The following is a 13,675-nucleotide window of genomic DNA, read 5'->3' on the forward strand; positions in this document are numbered from 1 at the left end:
GAGAATTTGCGCCGACCCGCCTGGAAGCGTTTCCAGGCGGGTTTTTGCATTGATATGATGTGTGTACGGCAAGCGGGGCATGGGGCGTCAGCGCCTCGGTACGCCGGGATATTCGTAACCCCAACGCATTTCAGGTGAGTGATGAGCCTCAAGGACCGGATCAACGACGATATGAAAGCGGCGATGCGCGCGCGCGAAGCCGAGCGCCTCGGCACGATTCGCCTGCTGCTCGCCGCGATCAAGCAGCGCGAAGTCGACGAGCGCGTGACGCTCGACGACGCGGGCATCACGGCGGTCGTCGACAAGATGATCAAGCAGCGCAAGGACTCGATCAGCCAGTTCGAGACCGCGGGCCGCACGGATCTCGTGGAGAAAGAGGCTGCCGAGCTGAAGGTGCTCGCCGGTTACATGCCCGCGCAGCTTTCCGACGCGGAAGTCGCCGCCGAAGTGCAGGCCGCGGTCGCGCAGACGGGCGCCGCCGGCCCGCAGGACATGGGCAAGGTGATGGGCGTGCTCAAGGGCAAACTCGCCGGCCGTGCCGATATGACGGCTGTGTCCGCGCTGGTCAAGGCCGCGCTCTCGAAGTAAGGCCAGGCGGCTCGCGGGCGGTGCGATCCGGACTCCCGGGTGGCGCCACCCGCACCGTCCGCGCCGTCCGTGTGATTCAGCCAGCCGGAGCGCATTCGTCCCGATGATTCCGCATTCGTTCCTGCAGGATCTGCTGAACCGCGTCGATATCGTCGACGTGGTGGGACGCTTCGTGCAGCTCAAGAAGGGCGGCGCGAACTTCATGGGCCTGTGCCCGTTCCACAACGAAAAGAGCCCTTCGTTTACCGTTAGTCCAACGAAGCAGTTCTATCATTGCTTCGGCTGCGGCGCTCACGGCACCGCCATCGGCTTCCTGATGGAGCATGCGGGCCTCACGTTTCCCGAGGCCGTCAACGAGCTCGCGCAATCGGTCGGGCTCACGGTGCCGCAGGAGCCGTCGCCGGTGCGTGGCGGCGGGGGCGGCGCCGGTGCGGGCGGCTACTCGAGCGGTCCTTCGAAGGCGGTCGCCACCGCTTTATCCGACATCATGCAGACGGCGTGCGACTACTACCGCAGGCAACTGCGCAGCGCGCCCAATGCGATCCAGTACCTGAAAAAGCGCGGCCTCACCGGCGAGATCGCGGCGCGCTTCGGCCTCGGCTATGCGCCCGATGGTTGGCAGAACCTGGAGTCGGCATTTGCCGACTATCGGGACGATGCGCTGGTCGAAACCGGGCTCGTGATCGTCAGCGAGAAGCAGGACGCCCAGGGGCAGGCCCGCCGCTATGACCGTTTCCGCGATCGGGTCATGTTCCCGATCCGCAACGTCAAGGGTGCCGTGATCGGCTTCGGCGGGCGGGTGCTCGACGGCGGCGAGCCCAAGTATCTGAATTCGCCGGAAACGCCGTTGTTCAACAAGGGCAGCGAACTGTACGGCCTCTTCGAGGCGCGTCTTGCGATTCGCGAGCACCAGTACGTGCTGGTGGTCGAAGGGTACATGGACGTGGTCGCGCTGGCGCAGCTCGGTTTCCAGAACGCCGTGGCGACGCTCGGCACCGCCTGCACGCCGATCCACGTGCAAAAGCTGCTGCGTCAGACCGATACGGTGGTCTTCAGCTTCGACGGCGATTCGGCCGGCCGCCGTGCCGCGCGGCGTGCGCTCGACGCCTGCCTGCCTCATGCGGCGGACAACCGCACGATCCGGTTCCTGTTCCTGCCGCCGGAGCACGATCCGGACAGCTATGTCCGCGAATTCGGCACCGAGGCGTTCCGCGAGCAGGTCGAGCGGGCCATGCCGCTGTCGCAGTTCATGCTGAACGAGGTGCTGACGGGCAAGGAGCTGGATCAGCCGGAAGGCCGCGCGCGGGCGCTGTTCGACGCCAAGCCGCTCCTGCAGGCGCTGCCGGCGAACGCGTTGCGCGCGCAGATCATGCATATGTTCGCGGACCGGCTGGACGTGCCGTTCGAGGAAGTGGCGGCGCTGTGCGAGGTCGACGCGCGAATCGCCCGGGCTGCCCGATCGGCCCCCGCGCGCAAGGATCGGCACCTCGTGACCGGGATCGAGCGCAAGGCGCTGCGCAACCTCGTGATGCATCCGCGCATCGTTGTGCAACTGGACGAGGAGGCCGAGCGGGCCCTGATCGGGCTCACGCGGCACGGCGAACTTTTCGAGGAAGTGACCACGCACGCCCGCGGACTGGGCGATGCTGCTGCGTTTCAGCTCCTTTCGGATCTCTTGCGCAACGGGGCGAACGCCCCGACCTTCGAGGAGATTTTTCGGGAAATTCTGGACTATGATGAAAACGTCCGGGATTTATTGATGAAAAATCCCGAAGACGCCATGGTGGCCGAGGAGCGGCGCGAGCAGGAGCGGCTGGTGGGCGAGGAATTGACGGCGGCGATCCTGAAGATGCGCTATGACGCGTGTTGCGAACGGCTCGATGTGCTTTCGCGGCAGTCGCGGCATACGCCCGAGGAATTGGCGGAGCTGATGACGCTGAATCAGACCCGGACTGATATGAAACGTCAGCTCGGTTTGTAAGGGAGGGCGCACCGGGGGGATTTTGCCTCGCGTGCTATAATAAAAGGTTTTCAGCGGTTTGTTTTTGTTTTCTTCCGGGCTTATACCCAGCTTCCAGCAAGGACGGAATGGCAATGGCAAAGACTACAGGCGAAAAAAAGGCGACAGGCAAAGACTCGACGAAGTCGACCCTCAAGGCCAGAGAGGCCAGCGCCGCCCACTCCGCCGGCAAGTCGACCGCCACCCCTCCAGAACCCGCTGCCCGGAAGAAGACCATGGCTGCTTCGGCCGCCAGAGCGGCGCCAACACGCGCGGCGAAAGCCGCAACCCAAACGCCAGTGGCAACGAAGCGGTCCGGTTCGAGTAGTGCAAGGCAAGTGCCTGCCATTGCGGACGATGTGGCAGAGCGCGAGGCTCCAGGATCCACGGTTCAAGAGGCTGACGTCCACCAGCCGCGAGTCGAGACTATAGCCGAAACGGCGAACTCCATGACGAAAAAGCTGAATGAAGTATCCGTCGAAGACGACGCAAGCCAGAGCGAAGACAGCACGCCCGTCGCGGGCAAGGGCGAAAAGGCCCGTGCGCGCGACCGGCGGGCGAAGGAAAAGGCGCTGCTGAAAGACGCGTTCGCGTCCTCGCAGCCCGGGACCGTCGAGGAGCTCGAGGAGCGTCGCTCGAAACTGCGAGCGCTCATCAAGCTGGGTAAGGAGCGCGGCTTTCTCACGTACGCCGAAATCAACGATCACCTGCCTGACAACTTCACCGAGACCGAGGCGATCGAAGGCATCATCAGCACCTTCAACGACATGGGCGTGGCCGTGTACGAGCAGGCGCCCGATGCCGAAACGCTGCTGCTCAACGACAACGCGCCGAACGCTTCTTCGGACGACGAAGTAGAAGAGGAAGCGGAAGTTGCGTTGTCCACCGTCGACTCGGAATTCGGCCGCACCACCGACCCCGTGCGCATGTACATGCGCGAAATGGGCACGGTCGAGCTGCTGACGCGCGAAGGCGAAATCGAAATCGCGAAGCGTATTGAAGACGGCCTCAAGCACATGGTCATGGCGATCTCTGCGTGCCCGACCACGATTGCCGACATCCTCGCGATGGCCGAGCGCGTGGCGAACGACGAGATCCGCGTGGATGAACTGGTCGACGGCCTGATCGATCCGAATGCCGAAGATACCGACGGCTTTTCCGCGCAGGAAGCGGAAGCGATCGAGAACGAAGACGAGGACGCCGAAGAGGAAGAGGAAGAAGAGGAGGAAGAAGAGGACGAGGGTGCTGCGCAGGCAACGGCCAACGCAGCCCAGCTCGAAGCGCTCAAGCGCGCCTCGCTCGAGAAGTTCGCGCTCATCAGCGAATGGTTCGACAAGATGCGCCGCGCGTTCGAGAAGGAAGGCTACAAGTCGAAGTCCTACCTCAAGGCGCAGGAAACGATTCAGAACGAACTGATGTCGATCCGCTTTACCGCCCGCACGGTCGAGCGCCTGTGCGACACGCTGCGTGCGCAGGTGGACGAAGTGCGCCAGGTCGAGCGCCAGATCCTGCACACGGTGGTGGACCGGTGCGGCATGCCGCGCTCGGAGTTCATCGCGCGTTTCCCGGGCAACGAGACCGACCTCGAGTGGACCGACAAGATCGTGGGCGAGAACCACGGGTACAGCGCGATCCTCTCGCGCAACATCCCGGCGATCCGCGAACAGCAGCAGCGCCTGCTCGACCTGCAGGCGCGCGTGGTGCTGCCGCTCAAGGATCTGAAGGAAACCAACCGCCAGATGGCGGCCGGTGAACTGAAGGCGCGCCAGGCGAAGCGCGAGATGACGGAGGCGAACCTGCGCCTCGTGATCTCGATCGCGAAGAAGTACACGAACCGCGGCCTGCAGTTCCTCGACCTCATCCAGGAAGGCAACATCGGCCTCATGAAGGCGGTGGACAAGTTCGAATATCGGCGCGGCTACAAGTTCTCGACCTACGCGACGTGGTGGATCCGCCAGGCCATCACGCGTTCGATCGCGGACCAGGCGCGCACGATCCGCATTCCGGTTCACATGATCGAGACGATCAACAAGATGAACCGTATTTCGCGGCAGATTCTGCAGGAAACCGGTCTCGAACCGGATCCGGCGACGCTGGCCGAGAAGATGGAGATGCCAGAGGACAAGATCCGCAAGATCATGAAGATCGCGAAGGAGCCGATCTCCATGGAAACGCCGATCGGCGACGACGACGATTCGCATCTTGGCGACTTCATCGAGGACACGAACACGGTTGCGCCCGCGGATGCCGCGCTGCATGCCTCGATGCGCGACGTGGTGAAGGACGTGCTCGATTCGCTGACGCCGCGCGAAGCGAAGGTGCTGCGCATGCGCTTCGGTATCGAGATGAGCACGGACCACACGCTCGAAGAAGTGGGCAAGCAGTTCGACGTGACACGCGAGCGGATTCGCCAGATCGAAGCGAAGGCGCTGCGCAAGCTGCGTCACCCGAGCCGCTCGGACAAGCTCAAGTCGTTCCTCGAAGGGAACTGATTTTTTGCTTCATGTGCGCATGCTGTGCATGTGCACTCGCCAGGCCGGCCTGCTTTCGTGTAGTATGTCGGCCTGTCGTCGAACAAGGCCCGGCCTTTTGCTAGACCGGGCTTTTTTGTTGACGCTTCTCTTTGGGCCGGACGCCGTGCTGGTTGCAGGCAGCGGACTCATAATCCGCCTCCGAAAGGACATCGTCGGTTCGAATCCGACCCGGCCCACCATTCAAAGCATTCCAGTGCGTTTCTGGACATTCCCTCTGGCCGTGCTTAAGGCGAATCGCCAACGCATTCGCAATGCAGCATGTCAATCGCGCCGAAAAAATCCGACTCTCGCAATGGTGATGCAGCAGGTGCCGTCGCCAGTGAAAATAAAACGGGGAGATCGCACATGGGAAGCCTTGTAACGCGGTGGCGACCGGCGTAAAGTTAAAAAAGGAGATGGCATTCCTCCTTGAACCGCCCTAAGGGCTAATGATGCCTGCAGGCCTGGGAACAGGCACTGCGGGCGCACGACTTATCCGGGGCGAGACTCACATTGCCCACGCTGCGCTCGCAGCGCTTCCCAGTTCTCTTCGATACGGTGCTCTACCGGCGCCGGGCGTTCCCGATACGTCCCGGTCCCCGGCGCTCCGCATGGCAAGCAGGAAGGGAAGATGAATTTCCACAGCATCCTCTTCGAGTCACCCGACCAGGGTCCGCCGCGCGGCGACGTGTCCGAACCCGCTTTCTTCGGCGATCTGAACCTCGACCAGGTCGTGAGCGACGTGACCCGAGGCTTTGACGAGTACGACCTCGTCCCGTTCTTCCGCACGGAACTGAAGACCGAAAGCGCGGTAACGTACCGGCACGACGTCATGCGAGATATGGAGCGCGACGAAATCTCGTCCTGTATCCAGGCGTTCTCGCTTGCCATGCGGAAGGTGCGCGCGTGTCTCACACAAGCGGAGCACCTCTATTACCCGCGGCAAAAGCAGTGGTGGTTCCTGGAAGCGGCATCGCAGTACTGCACGGCAGCGAAGGTACTCGGCGGCGCGCTGAGCGACGCAGCGCCGATGTCGAGTGGGCTCGGTGAGTTCGGCCGGTGGCTTTGCGTCTATCTCGGCAGCGAAGCGTTTGCGGCACTTCAGCACGATGTCGAAGAAGTGAAAGCGGCGCTCGACGACGTCCGCTACCGCATTCACATCGACGGCAATTCCGTTACCGTGCTCAACTACGACGGGGAGAGCGATTACAGCGCCTACGTGCAGGGAATCTTCGAGCGCTTCAAGCAGGGCGATGTCAAGGATCATCACATCGCGGTGAAGGAGTGGCCGGAGATGAATCACGTCGAGGCGCAGATTCTCGATTGCGCCGCCGAACTCGATCCGCAGCCTTTTGCCCTGCTTTCGAGTTTCCGGACGAATCACGCCAACTATCTCGATCCCACCATCGATGCGTTCGATCGGGAAATCCAGTTCTACGTGGCCTGGCGCAGCTACATCCAGCCGTGTCGCGACGCAGGCCTGCCGTTTAGCTATCCGGCTGTCTCGTCGACCAGCAAGGCCGTGCGTTGTGACGACGCGTTCGACATCGCGCTCGCTCACAAGCTTTGCGCGGACAAACTGCCTGTCATTCGAAACGATCTGTACCTCGAAGGTGCGGAACGTCTATTCGTGGTGTCCGGGCCGAACAATGGCGGCAAAACAACCTTCGCACGAACTTTCGGCCAGCTCCATTTCCTTGCGAAGCTGGGCTGCCCGGTGCCGGGCACCCACGCCAGCCTGTTTCTGTACGACCGGTTGTTCGCGCACTTCGAGCGCGAGGAGAATACGGCCGATCTGCGCGGCAAGCTCCAGGACGATCTCATGCGCATGCACGACATCCTGTCCTGCGCGACACCCCACAGCATCATCCTCATGAACGAGATCTTCAGTTCGACCACGCTGGCCGATGCGCTATTCCTGTGCCGACGGATCATCGGCCGGATCATGGACCTCGACGCGCTGGGCGTCTGCGTCACCTTCATCGAAGAGCTGGCACGGCTGGGTCCGCAGACGGTCAGCATGGTCAGCGAGACCGCGACGGGCGATCCGTCTGCGCGCACGTTTCGGGTACGCCGGCGGCCCGCCGACGGGCAGGCGTACGCGGTGTCGGTTGCAGAGCAGTACGGACTGACGTATGAACGTCTCAAGGAGCGGCTCGCATCATGAAAGCCCATCTGCTGTATGAAGCGCGCGATTTCGACTGGCGGCGCGAAGACTTATGGAACGAAAAGACACTCGCCCAGGACTTGCAGCTAGACACGCTGTACCGCGCGATGGCTGCAGGCGACGACTTCCTGTACGACATCGCGAGGAAGGTGGTGCCCGTGAGTCTTCTCGATGTCGACGCCATTCTGTACCGACAGGCTGTGCTTCAGGACTGCATCGATCATGAGGAAGACGTCCGGCAGCTCTATGCAATCGCTGTCGACGCCGTCGAGGTGGAACGCAAGAGCTTCTATTGGGGGCTGACCGCGTCGGCGACCAGCGTGCTGCATTCGGCGCGCGATCTGGTTCAGGCCTTCGTTCCCCTGCTAGGCAAGCTTCGCAGCATCGCCGACCGTCAGGCGGAGGCATTCCAGTCGCCCGGCTTCCGGCACTTTTACGCCATGATCCGGGAGGAGTTGGCGGACGAGTATCTTGCCACGATCACGGGCTGCCTGAAGGCGCTGAGATTCCGCGGTGGCGTACTGATCAGCGCGCAGCCAGGGCGCGGTAACAAAGGCGAGCATTATGTCCTGCGCAAGCCTCATGACCGCGACCCGAATCTGGTCCGGCGGCTCTTCGCGAAACGACCGCCCTCCAGAACGTTTCGCATTGCTGATCGTGACGAAAACGGTGCACGTGCGCTGTCTGAACTGGAGGCGCGAGGTATCGACCACGTCGCGAATGCCCTGGCGCAGTCGGCCGATCATATCAGGAGCTTCTTTTCGATGCTGCGCTCGGAGCTAGGCTTCTACCTGGGATGCCTAAACGTGCGGGCGAATCTTGCTGCGCGCGGCATGCCGGTGTGTATGCCGGTATGTCGTCCCGCACGGGAACGGCAGCATCGATTCCGGCAGCTCTATGATGTGAGCCTCGCGCTCCGTATGGACCACCAGCCTGTCTGCAACGATGCAGACGCGAATGGCAAGGACCTCGTCGTGGTTACCGGTGCGAACCAGGGCGGCAAGTCCACTTTCCTGCGCGGCATTGGCATAGCGCAGATTCTGATGCAGGCGGGCATGCCTGTGGGAGCGGCGGCGTTCGAGGCGAACATCGCAAACGGAATCCTCACGCACTACAAGCGCGAGGAAGACGCGACGATGCACGGCGGCAAGTTCGATGAGGAGCTGAAGCGTATGAGCGAACTTGTAGACCATCTGTGCGAGCATGCGCTTTTTTTGTCGAACGAATCGTTCGCCTCGACGAATGAGCGCGAGGGTTCTGAAATAGGGCGCCAGATTGTCGATGCGTTGCTCGAGCAACACGTGAAGATCTATCTCGTCACTCACCTTTTTACGCTGGCACGGGGCCTGTACGACAGAGGCACGTTTCCGACGCTCTTTCTGCGCGCGGAGCGGCGCGACGATGGCGAGCGCACGTTCCGGTTGATCGCGGCCGAACCGCTGCAGACCAGCTTCGGACAGGATCTGTACCGGCAGATTTTCGGCGGAGAAGACGGCGCGGCGGATCGAGTTCCACCGTCGGCCGAGGAATTTTCGAGGATAGACTAGCGGCAGCTACCGATGGCGCACCCGTATCGTTTAGCCTGGCGCCACCGCGCGCAGCCTTGCAATGTCGGCGCGTAGTCGTTCGACGCTTTCGCATGCAGGGAGACCCGAGCCGCTTTGTGCTGCCTGTATCTGCCCGATGTCCGCTGTCAATGCCTGAGCGAGTGCGTCGAGTGCGTGCTGCTTCCACGTTTGGACCTGCTCCATGTGCGCAAGCATCGCGTGTGCGACGATCGTCATCGATGCCGCGCGGGCGAGGTTGCGGCGCGTGCTGAGGTAGAACCCCCAGCGACCGAAAAGCCAGCCGGACGAGCGCGGGATAAGCAGGGTGGGCAGGGGCGCATGGAGTCCGAAGGCGGGCGGATCAACGGCGATCGGAAGGCCCGACCCGAGGCGCGCAGACCCGAGCGCCTCGGCGGTGCGATACAGGGCGATCGTTGCCTCGGCGCGGCACGCCTCGACGGCACGCCGCGCGGCAGCCGCGTACGCGTGGGCGCGCGCGTCGGCCCCGAGTTCGACGAGGCGCGTCGAGTCAAACGACGAATCGCGTGTTTCGGTCCACAGTGCCGCCGCGTTGTGGGCGATGTCGGTGGCGAGTCGGCTCATCGTCGTCCGCAGCAGCACGGCCGGATCCTCGGTCTTTCGCGCAAGCGCGACGATGCTGTCGCGGTATTGGGCCAACGTCTGGATCGCCGTACCGATTCGCTCCGGATCCAGCTTTTCGACAGGGCGCCGCGGCAGCCGGATCTGGAGTGCGTCCAGAACATCGCGGCGCAGGGTCGCAAGCTGGCGCTGCCGCATCGCGGCGCGTTGCTCGCGGCATTGCGTGAGCGCGTCGGCAAGCGGGCCGTCGATCCAGGCACGACACCATGGTGGATCGTCCTCCCGCATGGTCAGGAGATAAACCGGCACTTCGAGGCCTGTACCTTTCCAGATACCTCGCACGACATGATCGTAGATGCGCCAGCGTTCGTCGCGTTCGATCAGGTCGATCTTCGTGACGAGTACGGTCACTTGGGCGCCGCGCCCGCACAGCTCGCGTACCCATGCGGCTTCTCGCAGCGTCAGCGGACCGGTGGCCGGGATGAGCACAATCGCGATATCGCACCAGGGGGCGCCACGCAGATCGTGCCCGTCTGCGTCCGTCATGGACCAGGCAATACCAGGCGTGTCGATCAGCGTGACACCATTCGCGAGGAACGGCGACGGCGTTTCGAGGACGATGCGCGTGACACCGCGCGCGTTGTCCGCGTTCTGATGCGCATCGACGAACTCGGCTACGCGTGCGCGATCGAACCACTCTGGCCTGGCGGCCACAAACATGGCGGTTCCCCGTTCGATGCAACCGTGGCGTATCTCGACGGGAACGGCGGTGGTCGGCAATGCGGAGACCGGCAGAAGCGCGCTGCCGATCAGGGTATTGATCAACGTGGACTTGCCGGCGTTGACCGTACCGAACACACCGACCACCGTGTCACTTATGTCGTTGTGCCTGGCAAATTCCGCGGCGCGCCGGCGCAGGTCGCCCAGGCCATGCGTCGTGGCGATGGATTCGAGCTCCACGATGACGGGAGTGCGTAGTGAGGGAGACGGTTGCAGCGATCCGTCGATTGCGGGAGCCTGATTGACCTCGGATGCCAGCGAAGTCAACAGGGCGTCGAGGAGCGTCATGAGGTGGTCGACGAGGCGGCAGGCGTCTTCCGCGAGTTCTGCGGGCAGAGCGTTATCGGGTTGCGCCGTCGCCTCGGCTTCTGCACGCGGATCGAGTCCGGAGATAGCCAGCATGGCTTCGCTCACATGCAGGCGGCACGATTCGATCGCGCTGACCGTGCGTGCAGGGATCGGGATTTGATGACGGTCCGCGATCGTCTGCATCGCTTCGCGTATCTGGCCTAGCTGGCCGTACACCATCTGGTGCTGAACGGGCAGGCCATCGGCGATCCGGGCGCCGAAGCGGGCAGTCTGCGTGACCGGGTCGAGGTCGTGGAGCGCGTCGCTCAGGCAGGCTTCGACACGAGCGAACGCCTCTCCGGTACGCCTCGCATACTCGGGCGGGAATGCGTTGCCGCTCCTCTCGCGAAACATGATGTCTCCGTCGCTCAGCCGGTGCCGAACGTATGCACTATTTCGCTCCAGCCGCCGCACCAGCCGATGGCAGCGATGAGGGCGCCACGGTCTTCGTCGGTGTCGGTGGCCCGACTGTCCCAACGAAACGCGTTTTCGAAACGCGCAAGATGGGTAGCGATGTCCGCTACGGAAGACCGTGCTGCACGCAGCGCCGCGTTGCCGTCGTGCCCTGGCATTTCGATCAGGTGGCAGCGGCATGGCGTACCGGTACCGGTGCCGACGCATTGTCCGCAGACATAAGGAAGCCAGCCGCGCCGGCTCTCATTCGCAAAGGTGCGGGCGTTGGCGAGGTTCCGGCCTTGGGCGAAACGCTCCGCCGGCCCGTTGCCGACCGAACCTGGGCCATATCCGAGGCTGCACATATGGCACGGACCCGACACATGCAGTGACCGGCGCACGACAGACGCGGGCGCGAGGCTATGGAGCCCGTGGCCGCCAAGAACGCGTAGCGTCCGCTTCATCAGATCGTGATAGAGAATCGTGCTTCCGTGAATGAGGTGCGGACGAAACGCGGCTTCGACGACGAAGAACGCGAGCGCATGGCGCGGACACATTCCCCAGTGCGCGCAGAGCCGCGCACGCACGTCCGCATCCATGATGCTTCCCTGGATGAACCACCACAGAAAATCAACTTCGCCATCCGAAAGAGGCAAACCGGCGTGCGGCGAGGCAGTGAAGGGCAGGGAAGCGAACACGTTGACCGTCCATGCGGCTGAAAGAAAACAAGCCTGGACGGGGGCATCGTCATGACCCTGCAGCTCCCGGCCAGGAACTCCAGGCATCATCATCCGCGGCGTTTGCGCGGCAGTTTGGGGAGGTATGCCATCTCCCATTGCAACCGCTTTTATTCTAGTGATCGTGCTGCCCGTTGGCAACGGCATATCGGGGTCAACTGCGCAGCGAAGCAACGAGCCGCTTCGGGCGCAGCAACAGCCCGAGTGCATCGACTGCGTGGCGCACGACGATGTCGGCCACCTCGATCGCCTCCGTCGACAATCCCTCGGTACCGAGCACGGCAATGGCGAGCGCAGCCTGTTCCAGCATCAGGACATCGTTGCGGCCGTTTCCGACGGCAACGACATGATCGGGGCCGAGTCTACGCACATAATCGAGCTTGGCCTGCGCCTGGCCGGTCGCCGGCAGGCACACGACTTCGGCCGCGCAGCCGCTCAACTGTTCGCGTGCGTTCCCATAGGTATTGCCGGTCACGACGTGCACGTCCAGTTCGTTCGCGAGCGCGGACAGGCGGGGAGCAACGCCCTCGAGCAGGACGCCATCGACGGCGAGCGTGCCGTTGAAGTCGAGCACGAGATGAGCGAGCTTTAATGTTCGCAGGCCCGGAATGTCGAGCGAGATCATCCGATTCTCCTTGGGCGCCGCGGGCTCGAATGGGCTCCGGGCGCGATCCGCCGATAGTGCAGGCGCGCCGGCGCAGGAGAATCGCGAAACTACGGCGATCATTGCGCGGGATGGCGCAAGGCATCATCAGCCGGGCGGTACCGGCGGTCGGCGGAGAATGCCATCTCCGTACTCTGTCGTTTCCACTGTAGACAACGCGCGGGCGCTGTGCAAACCGCTGCGCAAACAGTAGCGGCCTCGAAACGCCGGTGCTACACTGACCGGCAGGAGATGGCATTCCTCCTTTAACCGCCGGCGTTGTCCGGCTAATGATGCCTACGGGTTCCTGGGTCGGGAAGCCGTGGGCATTGTTCCAGGGCGTCCTGCTGCCCAGATTTGTCACTCTGCGAATCTGGTTTTTCATGCGATCGAATTCCGTCCTGCACGCCAATGCGTGCGGCGCCGCCGTGCGCCTGCCGTTTCCGTGTCCACTGCTGTTTCCGCGTCGACGGAGGCCGTCATGAATGGCAGCCAGTTGACCGTGTACGCCGCCAATCAGAGCCATCGCATACGCCATATGACAGTGGTGGACTGGATACTCGACGAGGTGAAGCGCGCGGGTATTCACGGCGCGACCGTCACCGAGGTTTCCGAAGGCGTCGACGCGAAAGGCAAGTACCACGCGGCCCGTTTCTTCGAGCTGGCCGACCAGCCGGTTGCCGTCACCGTCATTGCCGGCGACGCCGAAATCGGTGCGCTGCTCGCGGTACTGCGTGACAGCGGTATCAGGTTGTTCTATACGCGCGCACCGATCGAATACGACACCCTTGGAACGAACGGAGGAGCCTGATGGACTTCAACGCCATTCCCACCGGCGAAAATGTGCCGCTCGACGTGAACGCGATCATCGAAATTCCCGCGCAGAGCGAGCCCGTCAAGTACGAGGCCGACAAACGCCTCGGACTGCTAAAGGTTGACCGGATCATGAGCGCGGGCATGCGCTATCCGCAAAACTACGGGTTCATTCCCGGAACGCTCGCGCGCGACGGCGACCCGCTCGACATCGTCGTGATTGCTCCATTCGCGCTAGAGCGGCTTTCGCTGGTCTCGTGCCGCCCGGTGGGCCTCATGAATATGACCGACCAGGCAGGCCCCGACGAGAAGGTTATTGCCGTGCCCGTCGATAGCGTGTGCCCTGCCACGAAGGCTATCCGCGAACTGGCGGACGTGGGCGAGTTCACGCTCAACCAGATCCAGTTTTTCTTCGAAAACTACAAGAAGCTGGAGCCGGGCAAGTGGGTCGAGTTCAACGGCTGGGCCGATATCGACGCGGCCTTTGAAGCGATCAGGCAGGCTGTAACGGCATTTCGCAGTGCTCATTGCGACAGGGAGCCGTGAT

At 63.0% G+C, this 13,675-nt stretch carries 11 protein-coding genes, 1 tRNA gene and 4 riboswitches; of the genes, 8 read left to right on the forward strand and 4 right to left on the reverse strand.

Annotated elements, in window-relative coordinates:
* The first annotated feature begins 141 nt into the window (after window positions 1-141).
* Window positions 142-588 (forward strand): GatB/YqeY domain-containing protein, encoded by a 447-nt coding sequence (locus tag V8683_RS11565; protein WP_411191637.1) that lies wholly within the window; start codon window positions 142-144, stop codon window positions 586-588.
* A gap of 103 nt (window positions 589-691) precedes the next feature.
* Entirely contained in the window at window positions 692-2,569 is a 1,878-nt protein-coding gene (gene dnaG, locus V8683_RS11570) for a DNA primase (RefSeq protein ID WP_411191636.1), read from the forward strand.
* A 34-nt stretch (window positions 2,570-2,603) separates the two neighbouring features.
* Here dnaG and V8683_RS11575 read toward each other — a convergent pair whose 3' ends face one another.
* Window positions 2,604-2,936, reverse strand: coding sequence for a hypothetical protein (locus V8683_RS11575; protein ID WP_411192559.1), 333 nt, complete (start codon window positions 2,934-2,936; stop codon window positions 2,604-2,606).
* Here V8683_RS11575 and rpoD point away from each other — a divergent pair.
* The 4 genes from rpoD to V8683_RS11595 all read left to right on the forward strand — a co-directional run bounded on the left by rpoD (window position 2,824) and on the right by V8683_RS11595 (window position 8,814).
* A complete protein-coding gene (gene rpoD, locus V8683_RS11580) occupies window positions 2,824-5,079 on the forward strand; it encodes an RNA polymerase sigma factor RpoD (RefSeq protein ID WP_411191635.1) in 2,256 nt (751 codons plus the stop codon). The genes V8683_RS11575 and rpoD overlap by 113 nt on opposite strands.
* A gap of 133 nt (window positions 5,080-5,212) precedes the next feature.
* Window positions 5,213-5,300 (forward strand) — tRNA-Ile (locus V8683_RS11585).
* Window positions 5,301-5,503: 203 nt separating this feature from the next.
* A riboswitch (Fluoride riboswitch) is annotated at window positions 5,504-5,566 on the forward strand.
* A gap of 165 nt (window positions 5,567-5,731) precedes the next feature.
* Window positions 5,732-7,267 carry a MutS-related protein gene (locus V8683_RS11590; RefSeq protein WP_411191634.1) on the forward strand — a complete coding sequence of 512 codons (1,536 nt, stop codon included), beginning with the start codon at window positions 5,732-5,734 and terminating at the stop codon, window positions 7,265-7,267.
* Window positions 7,264-8,814, forward strand: coding sequence for a MutS-related protein (locus tag V8683_RS11595; RefSeq protein WP_411191633.1), 1,551 nt, complete (start codon window positions 7,264-7,266; stop codon window positions 8,812-8,814). Before V8683_RS11590 ends, V8683_RS11595 begins: the two co-directional genes overlap by 4 nt.
* Before the next feature lie 30 nt (window positions 8,815-8,844).
* On the opposite strand, the gene V8683_RS11600 is transcribed toward V8683_RS11595, so the two are convergent.
* The 3 genes from V8683_RS11600 to V8683_RS11610 form a co-directional block, all read right to left on the reverse strand.
* Window positions 8,845-10,896, reverse strand: coding sequence for a dynamin family protein (locus tag V8683_RS11600; protein ID WP_411191632.1), 2,052 nt, complete (start codon window positions 10,894-10,896; stop codon window positions 8,845-8,847).
* A gap of 14 nt (window positions 10,897-10,910) precedes the next feature.
* A complete protein-coding gene (locus tag V8683_RS11605) occupies window positions 10,911-11,726 on the reverse strand; it encodes a hypothetical protein (protein WP_411191631.1) in 816 nt (271 codons plus the stop codon).
* Window positions 11,707-11,777: riboswitch (Fluoride riboswitch) on the reverse strand. (Overlaps the previous gene by 20 nt.)
* 49 nt (window positions 11,778-11,826) lie before the next feature.
* Window positions 11,827-12,297, reverse strand: a complete 471-nt coding sequence (locus V8683_RS11610) for an HAD family hydrolase (RefSeq protein ID WP_411191630.1) — start codon at window positions 12,295-12,297, stop codon at window positions 11,827-11,829.
* Window positions 12,298-12,407: 110 nt separating this feature from the next.
* Window positions 12,408-12,474, reverse strand: a riboswitch (Fluoride riboswitch).
* Window positions 12,475-12,554: 80 nt separating this feature from the next.
* Window positions 12,555-12,622: riboswitch (Fluoride riboswitch) on the forward strand.
* A gap of 174 nt (window positions 12,623-12,796) precedes the next feature.
* Between V8683_RS11610 and V8683_RS11615 the strand changes: the two genes are divergently transcribed.
* Window positions 12,797-13,126 carry a DUF190 domain-containing protein gene (locus tag V8683_RS11615; protein WP_411191629.1) on the forward strand — a complete coding sequence of 110 codons (330 nt, stop codon included), beginning with the start codon at window positions 12,797-12,799 and terminating at the stop codon, window positions 13,124-13,126.
* Window positions 13,126-13,674, forward strand: coding sequence for an inorganic diphosphatase (gene ppa, locus V8683_RS11620; protein ID WP_411191628.1), 549 nt, complete (start codon window positions 13,126-13,128; stop codon window positions 13,672-13,674). The genes V8683_RS11615 and ppa overlap by 1 nt, the downstream gene beginning before the upstream one ends.
* Window position 13,675: the final 1 nt, after the last annotated feature.

The sequence above is a fragment of the Paraburkholderia sp. AV2 genome (assembly GCF_054968425.1).

Excerpts from the sequence above, each read along its gene's own strand:
- V8683_RS11565 (WP_411191637.1), top strand. The coding sequence starts at position 142 with ATGAGCCTCAAGGACCGGATCAACGACGATATGAAAGCGGCGATGCGC.
- dnaG (WP_411191636.1), top strand. The coding sequence starts at position 692 with ATGATTCCGCATTCGTTCCTGCAGGATCTGCTGAACCGCGTCGATATC.
- rpoD (WP_411191635.1), top strand. The coding sequence starts at position 2,824 with ATGGCTGCTTCGGCCGCCAGAGCGGCGCCAACACGCGCGGCGAAAGCC.
- V8683_RS11575 (WP_411192559.1), bottom strand. The coding sequence starts at position 2,936 with ATGGCAGGCACTTGCCTTGCACTACTCGAACCGGACCGCTTCGTTGCC.
- V8683_RS11590 (WP_411191634.1), top strand. The coding sequence starts at position 5,732 with ATGAATTTCCACAGCATCCTCTTCGAGTCACCCGACCAGGGTCCGCCG.
- V8683_RS11595 (WP_411191633.1), top strand. The coding sequence starts at position 7,264 with ATGAAAGCCCATCTGCTGTATGAAGCGCGCGATTTCGACTGGCGGCGC.
- V8683_RS11600 (WP_411191632.1), bottom strand. The coding sequence starts at position 10,896 with ATGTTTCGCGAGAGGAGCGGCAACGCATTCCCGCCCGAGTATGCGAGG.
- V8683_RS11605 (WP_411191631.1), bottom strand. The coding sequence starts at position 11,726 with ATGATGATGCCTGGAGTTCCTGGCCGGGAGCTGCAGGGTCATGACGAT.
- V8683_RS11610 (WP_411191630.1), bottom strand. The coding sequence starts at position 12,297 with ATGATCTCGCTCGACATTCCGGGCCTGCGAACATTAAAGCTCGCTCAT.
- V8683_RS11615 (WP_411191629.1), top strand. The coding sequence starts at position 12,797 with ATGAATGGCAGCCAGTTGACCGTGTACGCCGCCAATCAGAGCCATCGC.
- ppa (WP_411191628.1), top strand. The coding sequence starts at position 13,126 with ATGGACTTCAACGCCATTCCCACCGGCGAAAATGTGCCGCTCGACGTG.